11 protein-coding genes are annotated in these 15,382 nt (G+C 50.4%); 5 read left to right on the forward strand and 6 right to left on the reverse strand.

The window, feature by feature from the left end; genetic code table 11:
- Positions 1-14 precede the first annotated feature (14 nt).
- Both GMA8713_RS06570 and ppc read right to left on the reverse strand, forming a co-directional pair.
- A complete protein-coding gene (locus GMA8713_RS06570; RefSeq protein ID WP_062707041.1) occupies positions 15-587 on the reverse strand; it encodes a PadR family transcriptional regulator in 573 nt (190 codons plus the stop codon).
- Positions 588-939: 352 nt separating this feature from the next.
- The gene (gene ppc, locus GMA8713_RS06575) at positions 940-3,570 is read right to left on the reverse strand and encodes a phosphoenolpyruvate carboxylase (protein ID WP_062707043.1); all 2,631 of its coding nucleotides are present in this window, start codon (positions 3,568-3,570) and stop codon (positions 940-942) included.
- A gap of 477 nt (positions 3,571-4,047) precedes the next feature.
- Here ppc and argC point away from each other — a divergent pair, with 477 nt between their 5' ends.
- The 4 genes from argC (at position 4,048) to argH (ending at position 9,044) form a co-directional block, all read left to right on the forward strand.
- The gene (gene argC / locus GMA8713_RS06580; RefSeq protein WP_062707045.1) at positions 4,048-5,055 is read left to right on the forward strand and encodes an N-acetyl-gamma-glutamyl-phosphate reductase; all 1,008 of its coding nucleotides are present in this window, start codon (positions 4,048-4,050) and stop codon (positions 5,053-5,055) included.
- 10 nt (positions 5,056-5,065) lie between these two features.
- Complete coding sequence (argB, locus tag GMA8713_RS06585; protein WP_062707047.1) at positions 5,066-5,845, forward strand: acetylglutamate kinase; 780 nt, start codon at positions 5,066-5,068, stop codon at positions 5,843-5,845.
- Positions 5,846-5,914: 69 nt separating this feature from the next.
- Positions 5,915-7,126, forward strand: coding sequence for an argininosuccinate synthase (locus GMA8713_RS06590; protein ID WP_062707049.1), 1,212 nt, complete (start codon positions 5,915-5,917; stop codon positions 7,124-7,126).
- Positions 7,127-7,166: 40 nt separating this feature from the next.
- On the forward strand, positions 7,167-9,044 hold the full coding sequence (gene argH / locus GMA8713_RS06595) for an argininosuccinate lyase (protein WP_062707051.1): 1,878 nt from the start codon (positions 7,167-7,169) through the stop codon (positions 9,042-9,044).
- A gap of 54 nt (positions 9,045-9,098) precedes the next feature.
- On the opposite strand, the gene GMA8713_RS06600 is transcribed toward argH, so the two are convergent.
- The 3 genes from GMA8713_RS06600 to GMA8713_RS06610 form a co-directional block, all read right to left on the reverse strand.
- On the reverse strand, positions 9,099-9,350 hold the full coding sequence (locus GMA8713_RS06600; protein ID WP_062707059.1) for a DUF3624 domain-containing protein: 252 nt from the start codon (positions 9,348-9,350) through the stop codon (positions 9,099-9,101).
- Between the two features lie 139 nt (positions 9,351-9,489).
- Positions 9,490-10,941 (reverse strand): dihydrolipoyl dehydrogenase, encoded by a 1,452-nt coding sequence (locus GMA8713_RS06605; RefSeq protein ID WP_062707061.1) that lies wholly within the window; start codon positions 10,939-10,941, stop codon positions 9,490-9,492.
- An 82-nt stretch (positions 10,942-11,023) separates the two neighbouring features.
- Positions 11,024-11,755 (reverse strand): glutathione peroxidase, encoded by a 732-nt coding sequence (locus tag GMA8713_RS06610; RefSeq protein ID WP_062707063.1) that lies wholly within the window; start codon positions 11,753-11,755, stop codon positions 11,024-11,026.
- A gap of 145 nt (positions 11,756-11,900) precedes the next feature.
- Between GMA8713_RS06610 and oxyR the strand changes: the two genes are divergently transcribed.
- Positions 11,901-12,806 (forward strand): DNA-binding transcriptional regulator OxyR, encoded by a 906-nt coding sequence (oxyR, locus tag GMA8713_RS06615; RefSeq protein ID WP_062707065.1) that lies wholly within the window; start codon positions 11,901-11,903, stop codon positions 12,804-12,806.
- Positions 12,807-12,862: 56 nt separating this feature from the next.
- Here the strand turns inward: oxyR and GMA8713_RS06620 are convergent, their stop codons facing one another.
- Positions 12,863-15,373, reverse strand: a complete 2,511-nt coding sequence (locus GMA8713_RS06620; RefSeq protein ID WP_062707067.1) for a penicillin-binding protein 1A — start codon at positions 15,371-15,373, stop codon at positions 12,863-12,865.
- Between the last annotated feature and the right edge of the window lie 9 nt (positions 15,374-15,382).

Below are 15,382 nucleotides of genomic sequence, written 5' to 3' on the forward strand. Positions count from 1 at the left end.
TTTCCGGAAAGTCCCTAATGAGCTGCGACTTTCTTGCCCATCGACATGTTTTCCATGGCGTTGAGTTCAAACAGGACTTCCTCTGCCCAGGTCAACCATGCTTCCTTGCGAAGAATGTTGCGGCGCAGTGTCAGTCGCTCCAAACGGCCTTCACGAGTCAGCAGAGCGGTGTCAGCATAGCTACTGCGCTCCATGTCTCGGTACTGACTTAGCTGCAAGCGGCTTTCGTCCATGAGTGCGTGCATGTGCTCGATCATTGGGGTGGGGTCGAATATGCTGCACGTTAGAAGTTTTGAAGAAACCTCGTCACGGTCAGTGGGATGTTTGGCCGGCATCAAGAACCACTCATAGAGGCTCTGTCTGCCGATGTCCGTGATAGAGTAGACTTTTCTGTCCGGTTTACCATCCTGCGGTTCTAAACGGCAACTCACTGCGCCCATATCGGCAAGTTTATTGAGTTCACGATAGACTTGTTGGTGGCTGGCTTTCCAGAAATGCCCGATAGCATTAGAAAACTCTTTGGTTATATCGTAACCAGTTGCATCACGATGGCTAAGCACCGTGAGTATTACGTGCGGTAGTGACATCTCTTCTATCCAAAATCTTAAAAGGCGATCCTTAGCCCTGGGATGCCGCTCTTTGGCGAATTTATTTTTTCCACAACACTGGACAGGATCGACACGTTTTTAGTTGCCGAACACACTTTGCCTCTTGCCAACAATGCACCGAAAATACGCGGTGCGAAAAGCTCAATGTGAAGACACTTAAACGGTTATTTATACTTCGGTGTTTGCCTATACCTTTGTCACGATAACGTCACGAACAGGCAAGAAAACATATTAATAACATTATTAATGCAACAACAATCGAAAAAGACTCTCGAAAAAAAAAAAAGGCTGCAACATGGCAGCCTTTCTTAATTTTGATTCAATTTCTCATTTATCCGGTATTTCGCATGCCAGCAGCAATACCTGCGATAGTGACCATCAACGCTTCATCCAGTTCAGTATTTTCTTCTTCTGTAGCACGTGTACGGCACAGAAGCTCAGCCTGAAGCATATTCAGCGGTTCAACATAGATGTTGCGCAGCCGGATAGATTCGGCGCCCCAAGGGTTCTGCTCCATCAAGTGGTCGCTGTTCTCAACCATTAGTACAGCTTTGATGTCTTGTGCCAAACGGTCGCGAAGCTCTTCACCCAGTCTCCAAAGGGATTCATCCACCAGTTTCTCGTCATAATATTGAGAAATAGATGGGCTGGTCTTGGTGAATACCATCTCCAGCATACCCAGACGGGTTGAGAAGAATGGCCACTCGCGACACATTTCTTCAAGGGATTTCAGGTGACCGTTATCGATAGAGAACTGAATCGCCTGACCGGCACCCAACCATGCTGGCAGCAGCAAACGGTTTTGGCTCCATGCGAAAATCCATGGGATTGCGCGAAGGCTTTCCACGCCGCCATTCGGGTTACGTTTAGATGGGCGGGAACCCAATGGCAGTTTACCCAGTTCCAACTCTGGTGTTGTCGCTCGGAAATAAGGAACGAAGTCTTCGTGACCACGAACGACGCCACGGTAAGCTTCACAGGAAACTTCGCTTAAGGTTTCCATCAGGTCGCGCCATTCCTGCTTAGGTGCTGGTGGTGGCAACAGATTCGCTTCCAGAATTGCACTGGCGTAGAGATTCAGGCTCTGAATGGCAACATCCGGCAGACCCAGCTTGAAGCGAATCATCTCGCCCTGCTCGGTCACTCGAAGGCCGCCTTTCAGGCTGCGTGGTGGCTGGGACAGCAGTGCAGCGTGCGCAGGTGCACCACCGCGACCAATCGAACCACCACGGCCGTGGAACAGCACCAGATCGACACCGGCGTCTTCACATAGCTCTACCAGTTGTTCCATCGCTTTATACTGGGCCCAACCTGCCGCCATCACACCCGCGTCTTTGGCGGAGTCTGAGTAGCCAATCATGACCATCTGGAAGTTTTGGATAAAGCCGCGGTACCAGTCGATACTCAGCAGTTGGCTGATCACTGACTTGGCATTGTTGAGGTCTTCCAGGGTTTCAAACAGCGGACAAACGTCCATGCGGAACGGGCAGCCAGCCTCTTTTAGAAGAAGGTGAACCGCCAGCACGTCAGACGCTGTGCGCGCCATCGAAATCACATAGGCGCCCAGTGCTTCTCGAGGCTGCTGCGCAACAATACGGCAGGTATCCAGCACTTCCTGCACTTCATCAGAAGGCTCCCAGTCACGCGGCAGCAGAGGTCGCTTAGAGCTCAGCTCACGGATCAGGAAAGCTTGCTTGTCCTGCTCGCTCCACTGGCTGTAGTCTCCCATGCCTAATGTGCGGGTCACTTCAGACAGCACATTCGCGTGGCGGGTGCTTTCCTGGCGGATATCCAGCTTAATGAGGTTAACACCGAAGGTGCGGATACGACGCAGCGTATCAAGCAGCAGACCATCAGCGATAATGCCCATGCCACATTCATGTAGCGACTGGTAGCACGCGTGCAGCGGTGTCCAAAGTTGATCAACGTTGGTCAGAATGTCTTTTTCATCACTGCGACGGCCATGGATTTGTGCATCCAAGTAATCCAGGGTATTGGTCAACGTCTGACGCAGCGATTTTAGAATTGCACGGTAAGGTTCGTGCTCGTCACCTGCCATTGCTCTGACGACATCATTACAACGGGTCATGGACAGCTCACTGATGAGCTCCTGAATGTCACCAAGGTAAAGGTCGGCCGCTTTCCAACGGGATAGTAGCAATACTTCGCGGGTGACCTCAGATGTCACGAATGGGTTACCGTCGCGGTCACCGCCCATCCAGCTCGAGATCTGGATTGGCGATGCTTCAACGGTCAGGCCGCGGCCAAGGTGGCGCTTCATCTTCTGGTCAAACTGACGCAGGAATTCCGGTACCGCTTGCCACAGGCTGTTTTCAATCACGGCATAACCCCATTTGGCTTCATCAAGCGGGGTTGGGCGTTGCTTACGGATAACGTCAGAGTGCCAGGACTGGGCAATAAGCTGCTCCAGGCGAAGTTCTGCTTTCTCTCGCTCGCTTGAAGAGATGTCTCCCAATTCGAGGTTAGACAGACACTTGTTGATTTGAACCAGCTTATGAATGGTTGTACGACGCGCAATTTCAGTTGGGTGGGCTGTCAGTACCAGCTCGATCTTGAGGTCATCAACGGCCTTGTCGCGTTCGCTGTCTGAGACATCTGCACTGTGGAGGCGCATAAAGAGATCATCGAGTGAGTCTGGATTACAAACTTGCTCTTCACAATGACGCGAAACAGAATGGTATTGCTCTGCGATATTGGTGAGATTGAGGAATTGACTGAATGCACGTGCTACTGGTAGCAACTGATCGTTTGGCAGGTTTTGCAATACATCGATCAGTTTGGCGTGATCATCTTTATTACCCGCGGAGGCAGATTTAGAGAGTTGACGGATCTCTTCTACCTTGGCCAGCAACGCTTCACCATGGGCATCTTTAATGGTGTTACCCAGCAGGTGGCCGAGCTTACTGACGTTGCTCTTTAGAGCGTCGTACTTTTCATTCATAAGGCATCCGTTTCGTAACTTTGTTACATCCTAGTTGCAATCGTATGGCTCAATCTAGCCAATGAGTGGCATAAAGGTCAATCACCCATAGTGTTATTTCATCGCATTTCTTTGCCTATCCCTTGAGCAATATGGCATTAAGGTAGTTGTAACAAAATTACATTCAAACTGAAGAGTAGGGGCGAAAAGCGCAGCCTGTCGCAGGTGGATAATTTTATTTTAAACAGACTGTTGACATTAGTCATTTATCACGCTAAAAATCACATATAAATTCACTTAAAATGAATAAACAATTATAATTCGCCATAAAAGCTCATGGAAGCAGCGAAAAGGTACGATACGAATATGGATAAGTTCTCAATTTCCCTTCTCCAGCGACGACGCCGACGTTAAGTAACGTTGGGCGTATCTGCCCCTCCTGCAGCTGAGCGAGCTGAATGTTCCATCATTCAACCCAAAGAAATAAATGGATTCTTCATGTTAAAGACAGTGATCGTCGGTGCAAGTGGATACACAGGTGCCGAGCTGACCAAAATGGTATTTCTTCACCCTGAACTTGAGTTATCAGGCCTGTATGTCTCTGAAAACAGTGTGGATGCGAACAAATCTATCGGTGATTTGCATGGCGCACTAAAAGGCTTGGTCGATCTACCACTTCAACCACTTAAAGATGTCAGTACTGTCGCGAAAGCTGCAGACGTGGTGTTGCTGGCAACAGCTCATGAAGTCAGTCACAACATTGCACCAACCTTCCTGTCTGAAGGCTGCAAGGTCTTTGATTTGTCTGGCGCATTCCGCGTTCAATCTGACAGCTTCTATACCGACTACTACGGTTTTGAGCATCAATATAGCGAGTGGCTGGAAAAAGCGGTTTATGGTCTGGCGGAATGGAACGAGGCTGATATTGCGAAAGCCGATTTGGTCGCCGTGCCTGGTTGTTACCCAACTGCGTCACAGCTGGCATTGAAACCGTTGCTGGATGCAGGACTTATCGACACCCAACAATGGCCAGTGATCAACGCGGTGAGCGGCGTATCAGGTGCAGGTCGCAAGGCCTCAATGACCAATAGTCTCTGTGAAGTAAGCCTTCACGCTTACGGTGTATTCACCCACCGCCACCAACCGGAAATTTCTACCCACTTGGGTTGTGATGTGATTTTTACACCGCACCTTGGCAACTTTAAGCGCGGAATTCTAGCGACTATCACTGCCAAACTGGCAGAAGGCGTCAGTGAAACACAGGTAACAGAAGCGCTGGAAAAAGCATACGAAAACAAAACTTTGGTTCGTCCATTAGGCTCGGGTCAAAGTGCGAAGCTGCAATCTGTTCAAAACACCGGATTTTGCGATATTGGCTGGTCAGTGAAAGGCCAACACGTGATCCTGACATCAGCAATCGATAACTTGCTGAAAGGTGCCGCCAGTCAGGCGATGCAGTGCATAAACATTCGCTTTGGATTCTCGCCGCTCACGGCGATTGTGTAGGAGAGTGGCAATGAGTTTACGTCCTTTGGTAGTCAAACTGGGTGGTGCAGCGCTGTCTTGCACAGAGACTTTGGATAAATTATTCGCATCAATCAGCCAGTATCAGGCTTCTGCGAATCGCCAATTGGTGATTGTTCACGGTGGTGGCTACCTCGTTGATGACTTGATGAAAGCGCTAAACCTGAAAGTGGAGAAAAAGCAGGGTTTGCGAGTCACTCCAAAAGATCAGATCAATGTGGTCGCGGGTGCACTGGCGGGTACGGCCAACAAACTGCTGCAGGGCGAGGCAATCAAATGTGGCATTAACGCAGTTGGTCTGAGTCTGGCTGACGGCGGCTTATGTAAAGTGACCCAACTTGACCCTGAGCTTGGGAATGTGGGCAAGGCAACACCGGGCGATTCTTCCGTCGTACAAGCGATTTTGTCAGCAGGCGCAGTGCCAATCATCAGCTCTATCGGTATTGATGCTGAAGGTGAATTGATGAACGTGAATGCGGACCAAGCAGCAGTAGCAGTCGCGGCTGCATTGGATGCTGAACTGGTTCTGCTGTCAGACGTGAGTGGCGTACTCAATGGCAAAGGTAAACTCATGCCAACGCTTGATGAGAAATTAGCAGATGAATTAATTGAAAGCGGCGTGATCACCGACGGCATGATCGTCAAAGTGAAAGCGGCGTTTGAAGCGGCAAACGCACTGGGTCGTCCTATTCAGGTCGCGAGCTGGCGTTACCCCGAGAAGCTCGCTGAGATGTTCGGCGGCTGCAATATCGGCACCCGTTTCACGGTTTAAACAATACAGAATTTATTAGTCGTTACCGCCTGTACTGACCGTCAGAGCGGTGAACATGGAGAAGTTAAAATGAGCGATATCAAAAAGGTAGTACTTGCATACTCTGGCGGTCTGGATACGTCTGCGATCATTCCATGGCTGAAAGAGAACTATGACTGTGAAGTCGTGGCATTTGTTGCGGACGTGGGCCAGGGCGAAGAAGAGCTGGTTGGTATTGAAGAAAAAGCGATCGCATCCGGTGCGTCAGCGTGTTACATCGCTGACCTGAAAGAAGAAATGGTTGCTGACTACATCTACCCAAGCTTGAAAACCGGTGCAGTTTACGAAGGTAAATACCTGCTGGGTACGTCAATGGCACGTCCAATCATCGCAAAAGCACAAGTGGAATGTGCGCTGGAAGTTGGCGCAGATGCGCTGTGTCACGGCTGTACCGGTAAAGGTAATGACCAGGTGCGTTTCGAAAGCGCGTTTGCTGCACTGGCACCGCAACTGAAAGTGATTGCACCTTGGCGTGAGTGGGACCTGCGTTCTCGTGAAGCCCTGCTGGATTACCTGGCAGAACGTAATATCCCTTGTACTGCAAGCCTTGAGAAAATCTACAGCCGTGATGCAAACGCATGGCACATCTCTACCGAAGGCGGTGTACTGGAAGATACTTGGAACCAGCCAAACGAACTTTGCTGGGTATGGACTGTGGATCCAGAGCAGGCACCTGACCAGTCTGAAACTGTTTCTCTGTTGATTGAGAAAGGCGAAGTAGTAGCGGTTGACGGTGAGCGCATGAGCCCTTATCAAGCGCTGACCACGCTGAACGAGAAAGGCGCGCGTCACGGTGTAGGCCGTATTGATATCGTTGAAAACCGTCTGGTGGGCATGAAATCCCGTGGCTGTTACGAAACTCCGGGCGGCACCATCATGATGGAAGCCCTGCGTGGTGTTGAGCAGCTGGTTCTGGACAAAGATTGCTTCGAATACCGTGAGGAGATTGGCCTGAAAGCGTCTCACCTCATCTATGATGGCCGTTGGTTCACGCCGCTGTGTAAGTCACTTCTTGCGGCAGCAGAATCACTGGCTGAGCCGGTAAGTGGTGAAGTAGTAGTGAAACTGTACAAAGGACAGGCTACAGTAGTGCAGAAGCGCTCGCTCAACAGCCTGTACTCCGAAGAATTCGCGACTTTCGGTGAAGATGACGTATACGATCACAGCCATGCTGGTGGCTTTATCCGTCTCTACTCGCTGTCGAGCCGTATTCGTGCGCTGAACGAGAAAAAACAAAAATAAACAGCAGCTGGAAGCAATAGAGTTTTAAGGAGAAGTAAGTATGGCGTTATGGGGCGGAAGGTTTAGTCAGGCAGCAGACACGCGGTTCAAGCAGTTTAACGATTCGTTGCGTTTTGACTATCGCCTCGCGGAGCAGGACATCGTAGGTTCAATTGCCTGGTCAAAGGCACTGCGCTCAGTGGGCGTATTGTCTGAAATTGAGCAGCAACGCCTCGAGCTTGCACTGAATGAAATCAAGCTGGCTGTGATGGAAGATCCAGAGCAGATCCTGCGCTCTGACGCTGAAGACATTCACAGTTGGGTGGAGCAGCAACTGATTGCCAAAGTGGGCGATTTGGGTAAAAAGTTGCACACCGGTCGTTCGCGTAACGATCAGGTCGCCACTGACCTTAAGCTTTGGTGTCGTCAGCAGGGTCAACAGCTTCTCCTTGCACTCGATAAACTGCAAAACCAGATGGTAAAGGTCGCGGCAGAAAACCAGAACACGGTGCTGCCGGGCTATACGCACCTTCAACGTGCCCAGCCAGTGACATTTGCACACTGGTGTCTGGCTTACGTTGAAATGTTCGAGCGTGACTACTCGCGCTTGAGCGATGCACTGAACCGCTTGGACACCTGCCCGCTGGGCTCTGGTGCGCTGGCAGGTACCGCGTATCCGATTGACCGTGAAGCTTTGGCTCACAGCCTGGGTTTTCGCCGTGCAACCCGAAACAGTCTGGACTCGGTTTCTGACCGTGACCATGTGATGGAGCTGATGTCTGTGGCATCGGTGTCTATGCTGCACTTGTCGCGTATGGCCGAAGATCTGATTTTCTACAACTCTGGCGAGTCCAACTTTGTTGAGCTTGCAGACGCTGTGACATCAGGTTCATCCCTGATGCCACAAAAGAAAAACCCAGATGCGCTTGAGCTTATCCGTGGTAAGACGGGCCGTGTTTATGGTGCCATGTCCGCGATGATGATGACAGTGAAAGCTCTGCCGCTTGCCTACAACAAAGACATGCAGGAAGACAAAGAAGGGCTGTTCGACGCGCTCGACACCTGGTTTGACTGTATTGAAATGGCGGCGCTTTGTTTTGATGGCATCAAAATCAACAAAGACCGCACGCTGGAAGCGGCGATGCAAGGTTATTCCAACGCGACTGAGCTTGCGGATTATCTGGTTGCTAAAGGCATTCCTTTCCGTGAAGCGCACCATATCGTGGGTGTGGCTGTGGTCGCCGCCATTGAAAAAGGTTGTGCGCTGGAAGAGCTTTCTCTTGATGACATGAAGCAGTTCTCGTCAGTGATTGACGAGGATGTTTATCCCATCCTCACCATCGAATCGTGCCTTGAGAAGCGCTGTGCGCTGGGTGGTGTGGCGCCGAATCAGGTGGAATACGCTATTAGTCAGGCAGAAAAGCGTTTGGAAAAACGTTACTCGCCAAGCGTGAAAGTGCGTGGTGCGCGTCTTACTGACCTCGATGCGATTGAAGGCATGGTGGTTTACTGGGCGGGACTGGGTGAAAACCTGCCGCGTGAACGTAATGAACTGGTTCGTGATATTGGTTCGTTTGCGGTTGCGGAGCATCAGGGAGAAGTGACAGGTTGTGCATCGCTTTATGTTTATGACTCGGGTCTTGCGGAAGTGCGCTCTTTGGGTGTGGAAGCTGGCTGGCAGAATCAAGGGCAGGGCAGCGCGATTGTTCAACATCTGCTGAAAAAAGCGAGTGGCATGGCCATCAAGAAAGTGTTTGTGCTGACCCGTGTACCAGAGTTCTTTATGCGTCAGGGCTTTATTCCAACCTCTAAATCTTTGCTGCCTGAAAAGGTGATGAAAGATTGCGACCGCTGTCCACGCCTTCATGCGTGTGATGAAGTGGCACTGGAGTTTACCTTTGATCAGGACAGATTGATTGCTAAAGCTAACGTCGCTTAAACATGCATCGAATGAATAAAAACCGGCTTAGGCCGGTTTTTTTGTTTAGGTAAGTTACTCTTTTGGCTCGGGTGCATTCATCCGAAATGGCATCAAAATGAGGTGAAGTGATAGCAATATGGCGCTGGCACCTGCACCAAAGAGCAGGGTGATGGACTCAATCGATTTCGGTGTATCGCTGAACCCGACAAACCATATCGGCCACAGCACCAGATTCATCACCGCAAGCTGAATCATGCAACGTTTGCAGCGTCCGAGTTTGGCTCGGATGGTGAGAGAAGCGTCTTTGCAGAAGCGGCAGCTCATGAATAGTAAGCCTTAAAATATCAACTCGTTGCAGCCTACAAAGAAAAAAGCCCTCCGTAAAGGAGGGCAAATCATAAACCGAATCTTGGGGAGAGTCCGGTGTGCAAGTAAGGGGATTAACTTGTTATTGGAATCTTTTTTAACAGCCTGGACCGCAATCCAAGCAGTGTTTGATCATTTCAGGACCTAAGTGCAGTTTGGCGTTCAGGTCACGAAGTGCGGTACGCACACCTTCTTCAATCACCGGGTGATAGAACGGCATATCCAGCATCTGTGAAATGGTCATTTGGTTTTGGTGTGCCCAAGCCAGCAGATGCGCCAGATGCTCTGCATTCGGGCCCATCATCTCTGCGCCAAGGAAGCGACCAGTACCCTGCTCGCCATAAACGTGCAGCACACCTTTGTTTCGCAACATGACGCGTGAGCGGCCTTGACCTTCAAACGACACTATACCGGTTTCAAAACAGCCACAGGTGCCAAGACGTGCGGTGATTTCTTTGTAGGTTTCACCCACCATGGCAATTTGTGGGTCAGAAAACACGGCTGCAATCTTGCTTCGGCGCAGACCGGCTCGGATATCTGGGAATCGACCTGCGTTGTCACCAGCGATTCGACCCTGATCGGCTGCTTCGTGAAGCAATGGGATCTGGTTGCTCGCATCTCCGGAGATGAAAATCGACGCGACGCTGGTTTGCATGGTGTACGGGTCAGCCGTTGGTACACCGCGTGCATCGAGTTCCATGCCTGTGTTTTCTATGTCCAGCTTGTCGACGTTAGGGCGACGGCCGGTTGCTGCCAGCACATAGTCGACTTCCATGCGTTGTTCCTGACCTTGCTTGTCGAGGTAACGGATATGGACTTTCTCGCCTTCGTGCACCATTTCTTCGACTTTAGCGTCAGCGTCTAGGTAGAACTCTTCGTTGAAGGCTTTATCTGCGTAAGCCATCACGGTTGGGTCAGTTAACGGACCTACTTGACCGCCAACACCGAAGACTTTCACTTTTACGCCAAGGCGGTGCAGTGACTGACCCAGTTCAAGACCGATAACGCCAGGACCAAACACAGCGACAGATTCTGGCAAATCATCCCAGTCGAACACATCATCGTTCACAATCAGACGGTCACCCAAATCACTCCAAGGCACTGGCCAAGTTGGACGTGAACCTGTTGCAATGACAATGCGTTTCGCTTCAATACGGGTGTGGTCGTCCACAGCTAAAGTATTGTCATCGACAAACTTGGCATAACCGGCAATTTTGTCTTCCGCTGGGATTTCATCAACGCCTTCGAGCACAAAGCCAACGAAGCGGTCAAGTTCGCGTTTGACACGATCCATCACCTCTCGGCCATTGATTTTGATTTCACCTTGAGGGTATATGCCAAAGCCTGGTGCTTTTTCGATGTGGTGAACGGCTTCAGCAGCGGCAATCAGAAGCTTTGATGGCATACAGCCAACGCGCGCACAGGTCGTGCCATAAGGACCGCCTTCGATGATCACAACATTTTCGGTGTGTGCTTTGGCTGCGCGGTAAGCACCCAGACCTGCGGTTCCTCCACCAATGACAGCGACATCTACATTCAAGGTTTTCATTGTTATTCTCCAGCTAAATCCGGTGACAAGCGTCAATAAAGTTTGGAATTAAGTAGGGCAGCCTAAGCTGCCCTTTTCGGTGTTATGCGAAGTACGCTTCCAGCTCGTCGCTGCCACCGATGTGCTTACCGCCAATGAATACTTGTGGCACTGTAGCGCGACCGCTTATTGCTCGCAGGCTCACAGTGGTTGCATCCTGACCCAGCACAATCTCTTCAAACTGTAGCTTGTTGTCGATCAGCAGTTGCTTCGCTTTCGCACAGAAAGGACAACCTGGTTTGCTGAATACCGTAATTGATTCTTGCAGTTTATGGTTTGGTGCAATGTAGCCAAGCATGGTGTCTGCGTCAGACACTTTGAACGGGTCGCCCGGCTCGTTTGGCTCGATGAACATCTTCTCTACCACGCCGTCTTTCACCAGCATGCTGTAGCGCCATGAACGCTCTCCAAAGCCCAAATCGTCTTTCGCTACTGCCATGCCCATGCCGCGAGTAAACTCTGCGTTACCGTCAGGGATGAAGGTGATGTTCTCTGCGTCTTGGTCCGCTTTCCACGCGTTCATGACAAACGTATCGTTCACCGACACACAAAGAATGTCGTCAACACCGTGCTCCTGGAACACCGAATGCAGCTCGTTATAACGAGGCAGGTGTGTTGAAGAGCAGGTTGGAGTAAAAGCACCTGGCAGGCTGAACACAACCACCGTTTTACCGGCAAATAGCTCGTCGCTGGTCACATTAACCCACGCATCACCCTTGCGAGTTGGGAATGTAACGCTTGGTACTTTCTGACCTTCTTTGTTAATAAATTCCATGGTAATACCCCTTAAATAATTTTGTTTTCAGTTCTTTAATCCGGTGTTCCCGGTTGATGTGTATATATTAGAGGGAAAGAGGTGGATAGTTCTAATTGATTAGGTTTATCATTTCAATAAGTGAAATCTATCAAAGAGGTTCGGTGTGAATATTCGCGATCTCGAATACCTAGTGGCTCTATCAGAACATCAGCACTTCAGAAAGGCAGCGGAAGCCTGTTTTGTCAGCCAGCCCACTTTGAGCGGTCAGATCCGTAAGTTAGAAGATGAGCTTGGCGTGGTGCTGCTGGAGCGCACCAGCCGGAAAGTGCTGTTTACCGATGCAGGCATGCAGCTTGTCCGGCAGGCACAAAAGATCTTGATGGAAGTAAAAGTGCTGGAAGAAATGGCAAGCCAGCAGGGTGAAGAAATGTCAGGCCCACTGCATGTGGGCTTTATCCCTACCGTGGGGCCATACCTGTTGCCACATATTGTGCCAGCGGTAAAAGACGCTTTTCCTGAGCTGGAACTGTTCCTCCACGAGGCGCAAACTCATCAGCTCGTGCAGCAACTGGAAGAGGGCAAGCTGGATTGCATTATTCTCGCCTCGGTAAAAGAGACGGAGCACTTTAAAGAGATCCCACTCTATCTGGAGCCGATGCTGCTGGCGCTGCCGGAAGGTCATAAGTGGTCCAAGGCGGAAACTGTGCCGATGGACGACCTTCGTGGTGAAACACTGTTGATGTTGGCTGATGGGCATTGTCTTCGCGATCAGGCAATGGGTTTTTGTTTCGCGGCAGGGGCGAAAGAAGATTCACGTTTCCGTGCGACCAGCCTAGAGACGCTTCGCAATATGGTGGCGGCAGAGACAGGGATTACCTTGCTGCCGAAGCTTTCGGTACCGAAGAGTATGCACCGCGATGGAGTGGTGTATGTAAAAGCCGTAGACCCAGAACCACAGCGTTTGATCACGCTGGATTACCGCCCAGGTTCACCACTGCGTGCACGTTATGAGAAGCTGGCGTCTGTGATTTCGGAAGTAATGAAAGGGACATGTAACGCGATTGGTTAATCGAACCACAGATAAAACAAAGGTGCCAGATGGCGCCTTTGTCGTTTCTTATCTTTTTAGAAAAGTTCTTCGCCTTCCGACTCGTAGATATTCCCGCTGCTGGCTGCAGAAGAAACGTAGTCGGTTGGCTCGGTGCCTCTCTCGAAGTACTCGAACATTGAGCTCGCATCATTCTTGCGGGTCAGCAGGCCGGTGTCACGGTCAATACGGACTTTCACGATGTCTGATGGCACCATCTTGCGCTGTTCTGGGACATCGACCAATGCATCAACCATGAAACCTATCCAAGCAGGTTGCGCGGTTTTAGCCCCTGCTTCTGCACCGGAAATTTGGGCATTATCCAAGTTGGCATTGCGTGAGGTTTTACCCAATTCGCGTGAGTGATCATCAAAGCCAACCCATACTGTTGCGACCAGCCCCGGTGCAAAGCCACTGTACCACGCATCTTTGGAATCGTTAGTGGTACCCGTCTTACCGCCGATATCGCGTCGGTTCAGAGGCTTCTGTGCGCGCCAGCCCGTGCCGTTCCAGCCTGTACCCTGACGCCATTCACCGCCACCCCAAATATTTGCTTCCAACATTTCACGGGTCAGGAAAGCATTTTGCTCGCTGATCACCTGGGGTGCGAATTGTGGTTCGTTTTCCATCTCTGCGGTTTGCTCAAGCAGGTTTTCTTCTTCCTTAAGGTTTTCAGAATCCAGCTTGGAGACATTGTTGTCACAGTTCTCACGGCAAATGACCTGTGGATGCTCGGTATAAACCAGTGCTCCGAATGGGTCCTCCACCTTGCTGATGAAGTACGGCTTGAGGTAGTAGCCGCCGTTGGCGAATACGCTGAAGCCTTGCGCGACCTGCATTGGTGTCAGGCTACCTGCACCCAAAGCTAGGGTTTCAGAACGTGGCAGTTCTTCATGCTTGAAGCCAAAACGGGTTAGGAAGTCGATGGTTTCATCCAAGCCAACTTTGCGCAGCACACGAACCGCCATTACGTTTTTAGAGGTTGCCAGGCCGATACGTGCTCGGGTTGGACCTATGTAGGTCGGCGGTGAGTTTTTCGGACGCCACGCTGTGCCTTGGCTTGAGTCCCATTTGTTAATGGGGGCGTCATTGATCAAGGTGGCGAGTGTTATTCCTTGATCCAATGCTGCTGAGTAGATAAATGGCTTGATCGCAGAACCTACCTGACGGACGGACTGGGTGGCTCGGTTAAACTTACTGTGAACGAAGTTAAAACCACCAACCAATGCTTTGATCGCACCGTTTTCCGGTAACATGGCCACCATTGCGGTGTTGGCGTCAGGCACTTGACTCAGGTGCCATGCATCGTCGACCTTGCGCACCCAGATTTGCTCACCCACAGCCAGAATATCTGCTGCCTGTTTCGGCGCAGTGCCTTGGCGGATGTCAGTTTTATAACGACGCGCCCATTTCATCCCATCCCAAGGCAGGGTGGCGGTTTCGCCACTCTGTAGTTCAACTTCAGCTGTTTTAGCGTCAACTTTGATGACAACAGCTGGGTTGAGTTCACCATAGGTAGGTTGCTGTTTGAGGTGCTTGGCAATCTTCTCAGCATCCCATGGCTCATTACCGTCTTTCCATAGCGTTTCCACTGCACCACGATAGCCATGACGCTCGTCATAGGACAGAAGGTTATTGATAGCTGCTTTCTCAGCCGCGTTTTGCAAGCGAGAATCCAAGGTGGTGTACACCTTCATGCCTGACTCATAAACATCTTCACCGTACTGCTCAACAGCCCAGGCGCGTGCCATTTCTGCCATGTAAGGTGCATTCAGTTCGATTTCAGCGCCGTGATAGCGGGAAACAATAGGTTCGTTTCTCGCCTGCTCGTATTCAGAACGGGTGATATAGCCTTCATCCAGCATTCGCTTAAGCACCACATTACGGCGGTGGGTCGCACGTTCTACCGAATAAATCGGGTTCATTGTAGATGGCGCTTTCGGCATGCCTGCAAGGGTGGCAAGTTCACTAAGAGTAAGATCTTTAAGGTCTTTACCGAAATAAACACGTGAGGCTGCACCAAAGCCGTAGGAGCGGTAGCCCAGGAAAATCTTGTTAACGTAAAGCTCCATGATTTCCTGTTTTGTCAGCAATTGCTCGATGTGGATCGCGATAAATATCTCTTTGATTTTACGCATAATCTTCTTTTCGTTAGAAAGGAAGAAATTACGCGCAAGTTGTTGGGTAATGGTACTCGCACCCTGTTTGGCACTACCTGACATGGCGACCACGATAGCTGCACGGGTGATACCGATAGGGTCGATGCCCGGATGATCGTAGAAGCGGCTGTCCTCAGTCGCGATCAGTGCGTCAATCAGATCTTTGGGGATGTCGTTGTAAGTGACTGGAATACGACGTTTTTCACCAAATTGGGAAATCAGTTTTCCGTCTGCGCTGTACACCTGCATCGGGGTTTGCAGTTCAACATCTTTGAGTGTGGCAACATCTGGTAATTCCGGTTTTACGTAAACGTAAAAACCAAAAATTGTACCCACTCCAAGTAATATGCAAATTATTGCAAATATAAGCAGTCGCTTAATGAACTTCACTTGATATTT

It is taken from the genome of Grimontia marina (assembly GCF_900060185.1).
Lineage (GTDB): Bacteria > Pseudomonadota > Gammaproteobacteria > Enterobacterales > Vibrionaceae > Enterovibrio > Enterovibrio marinus.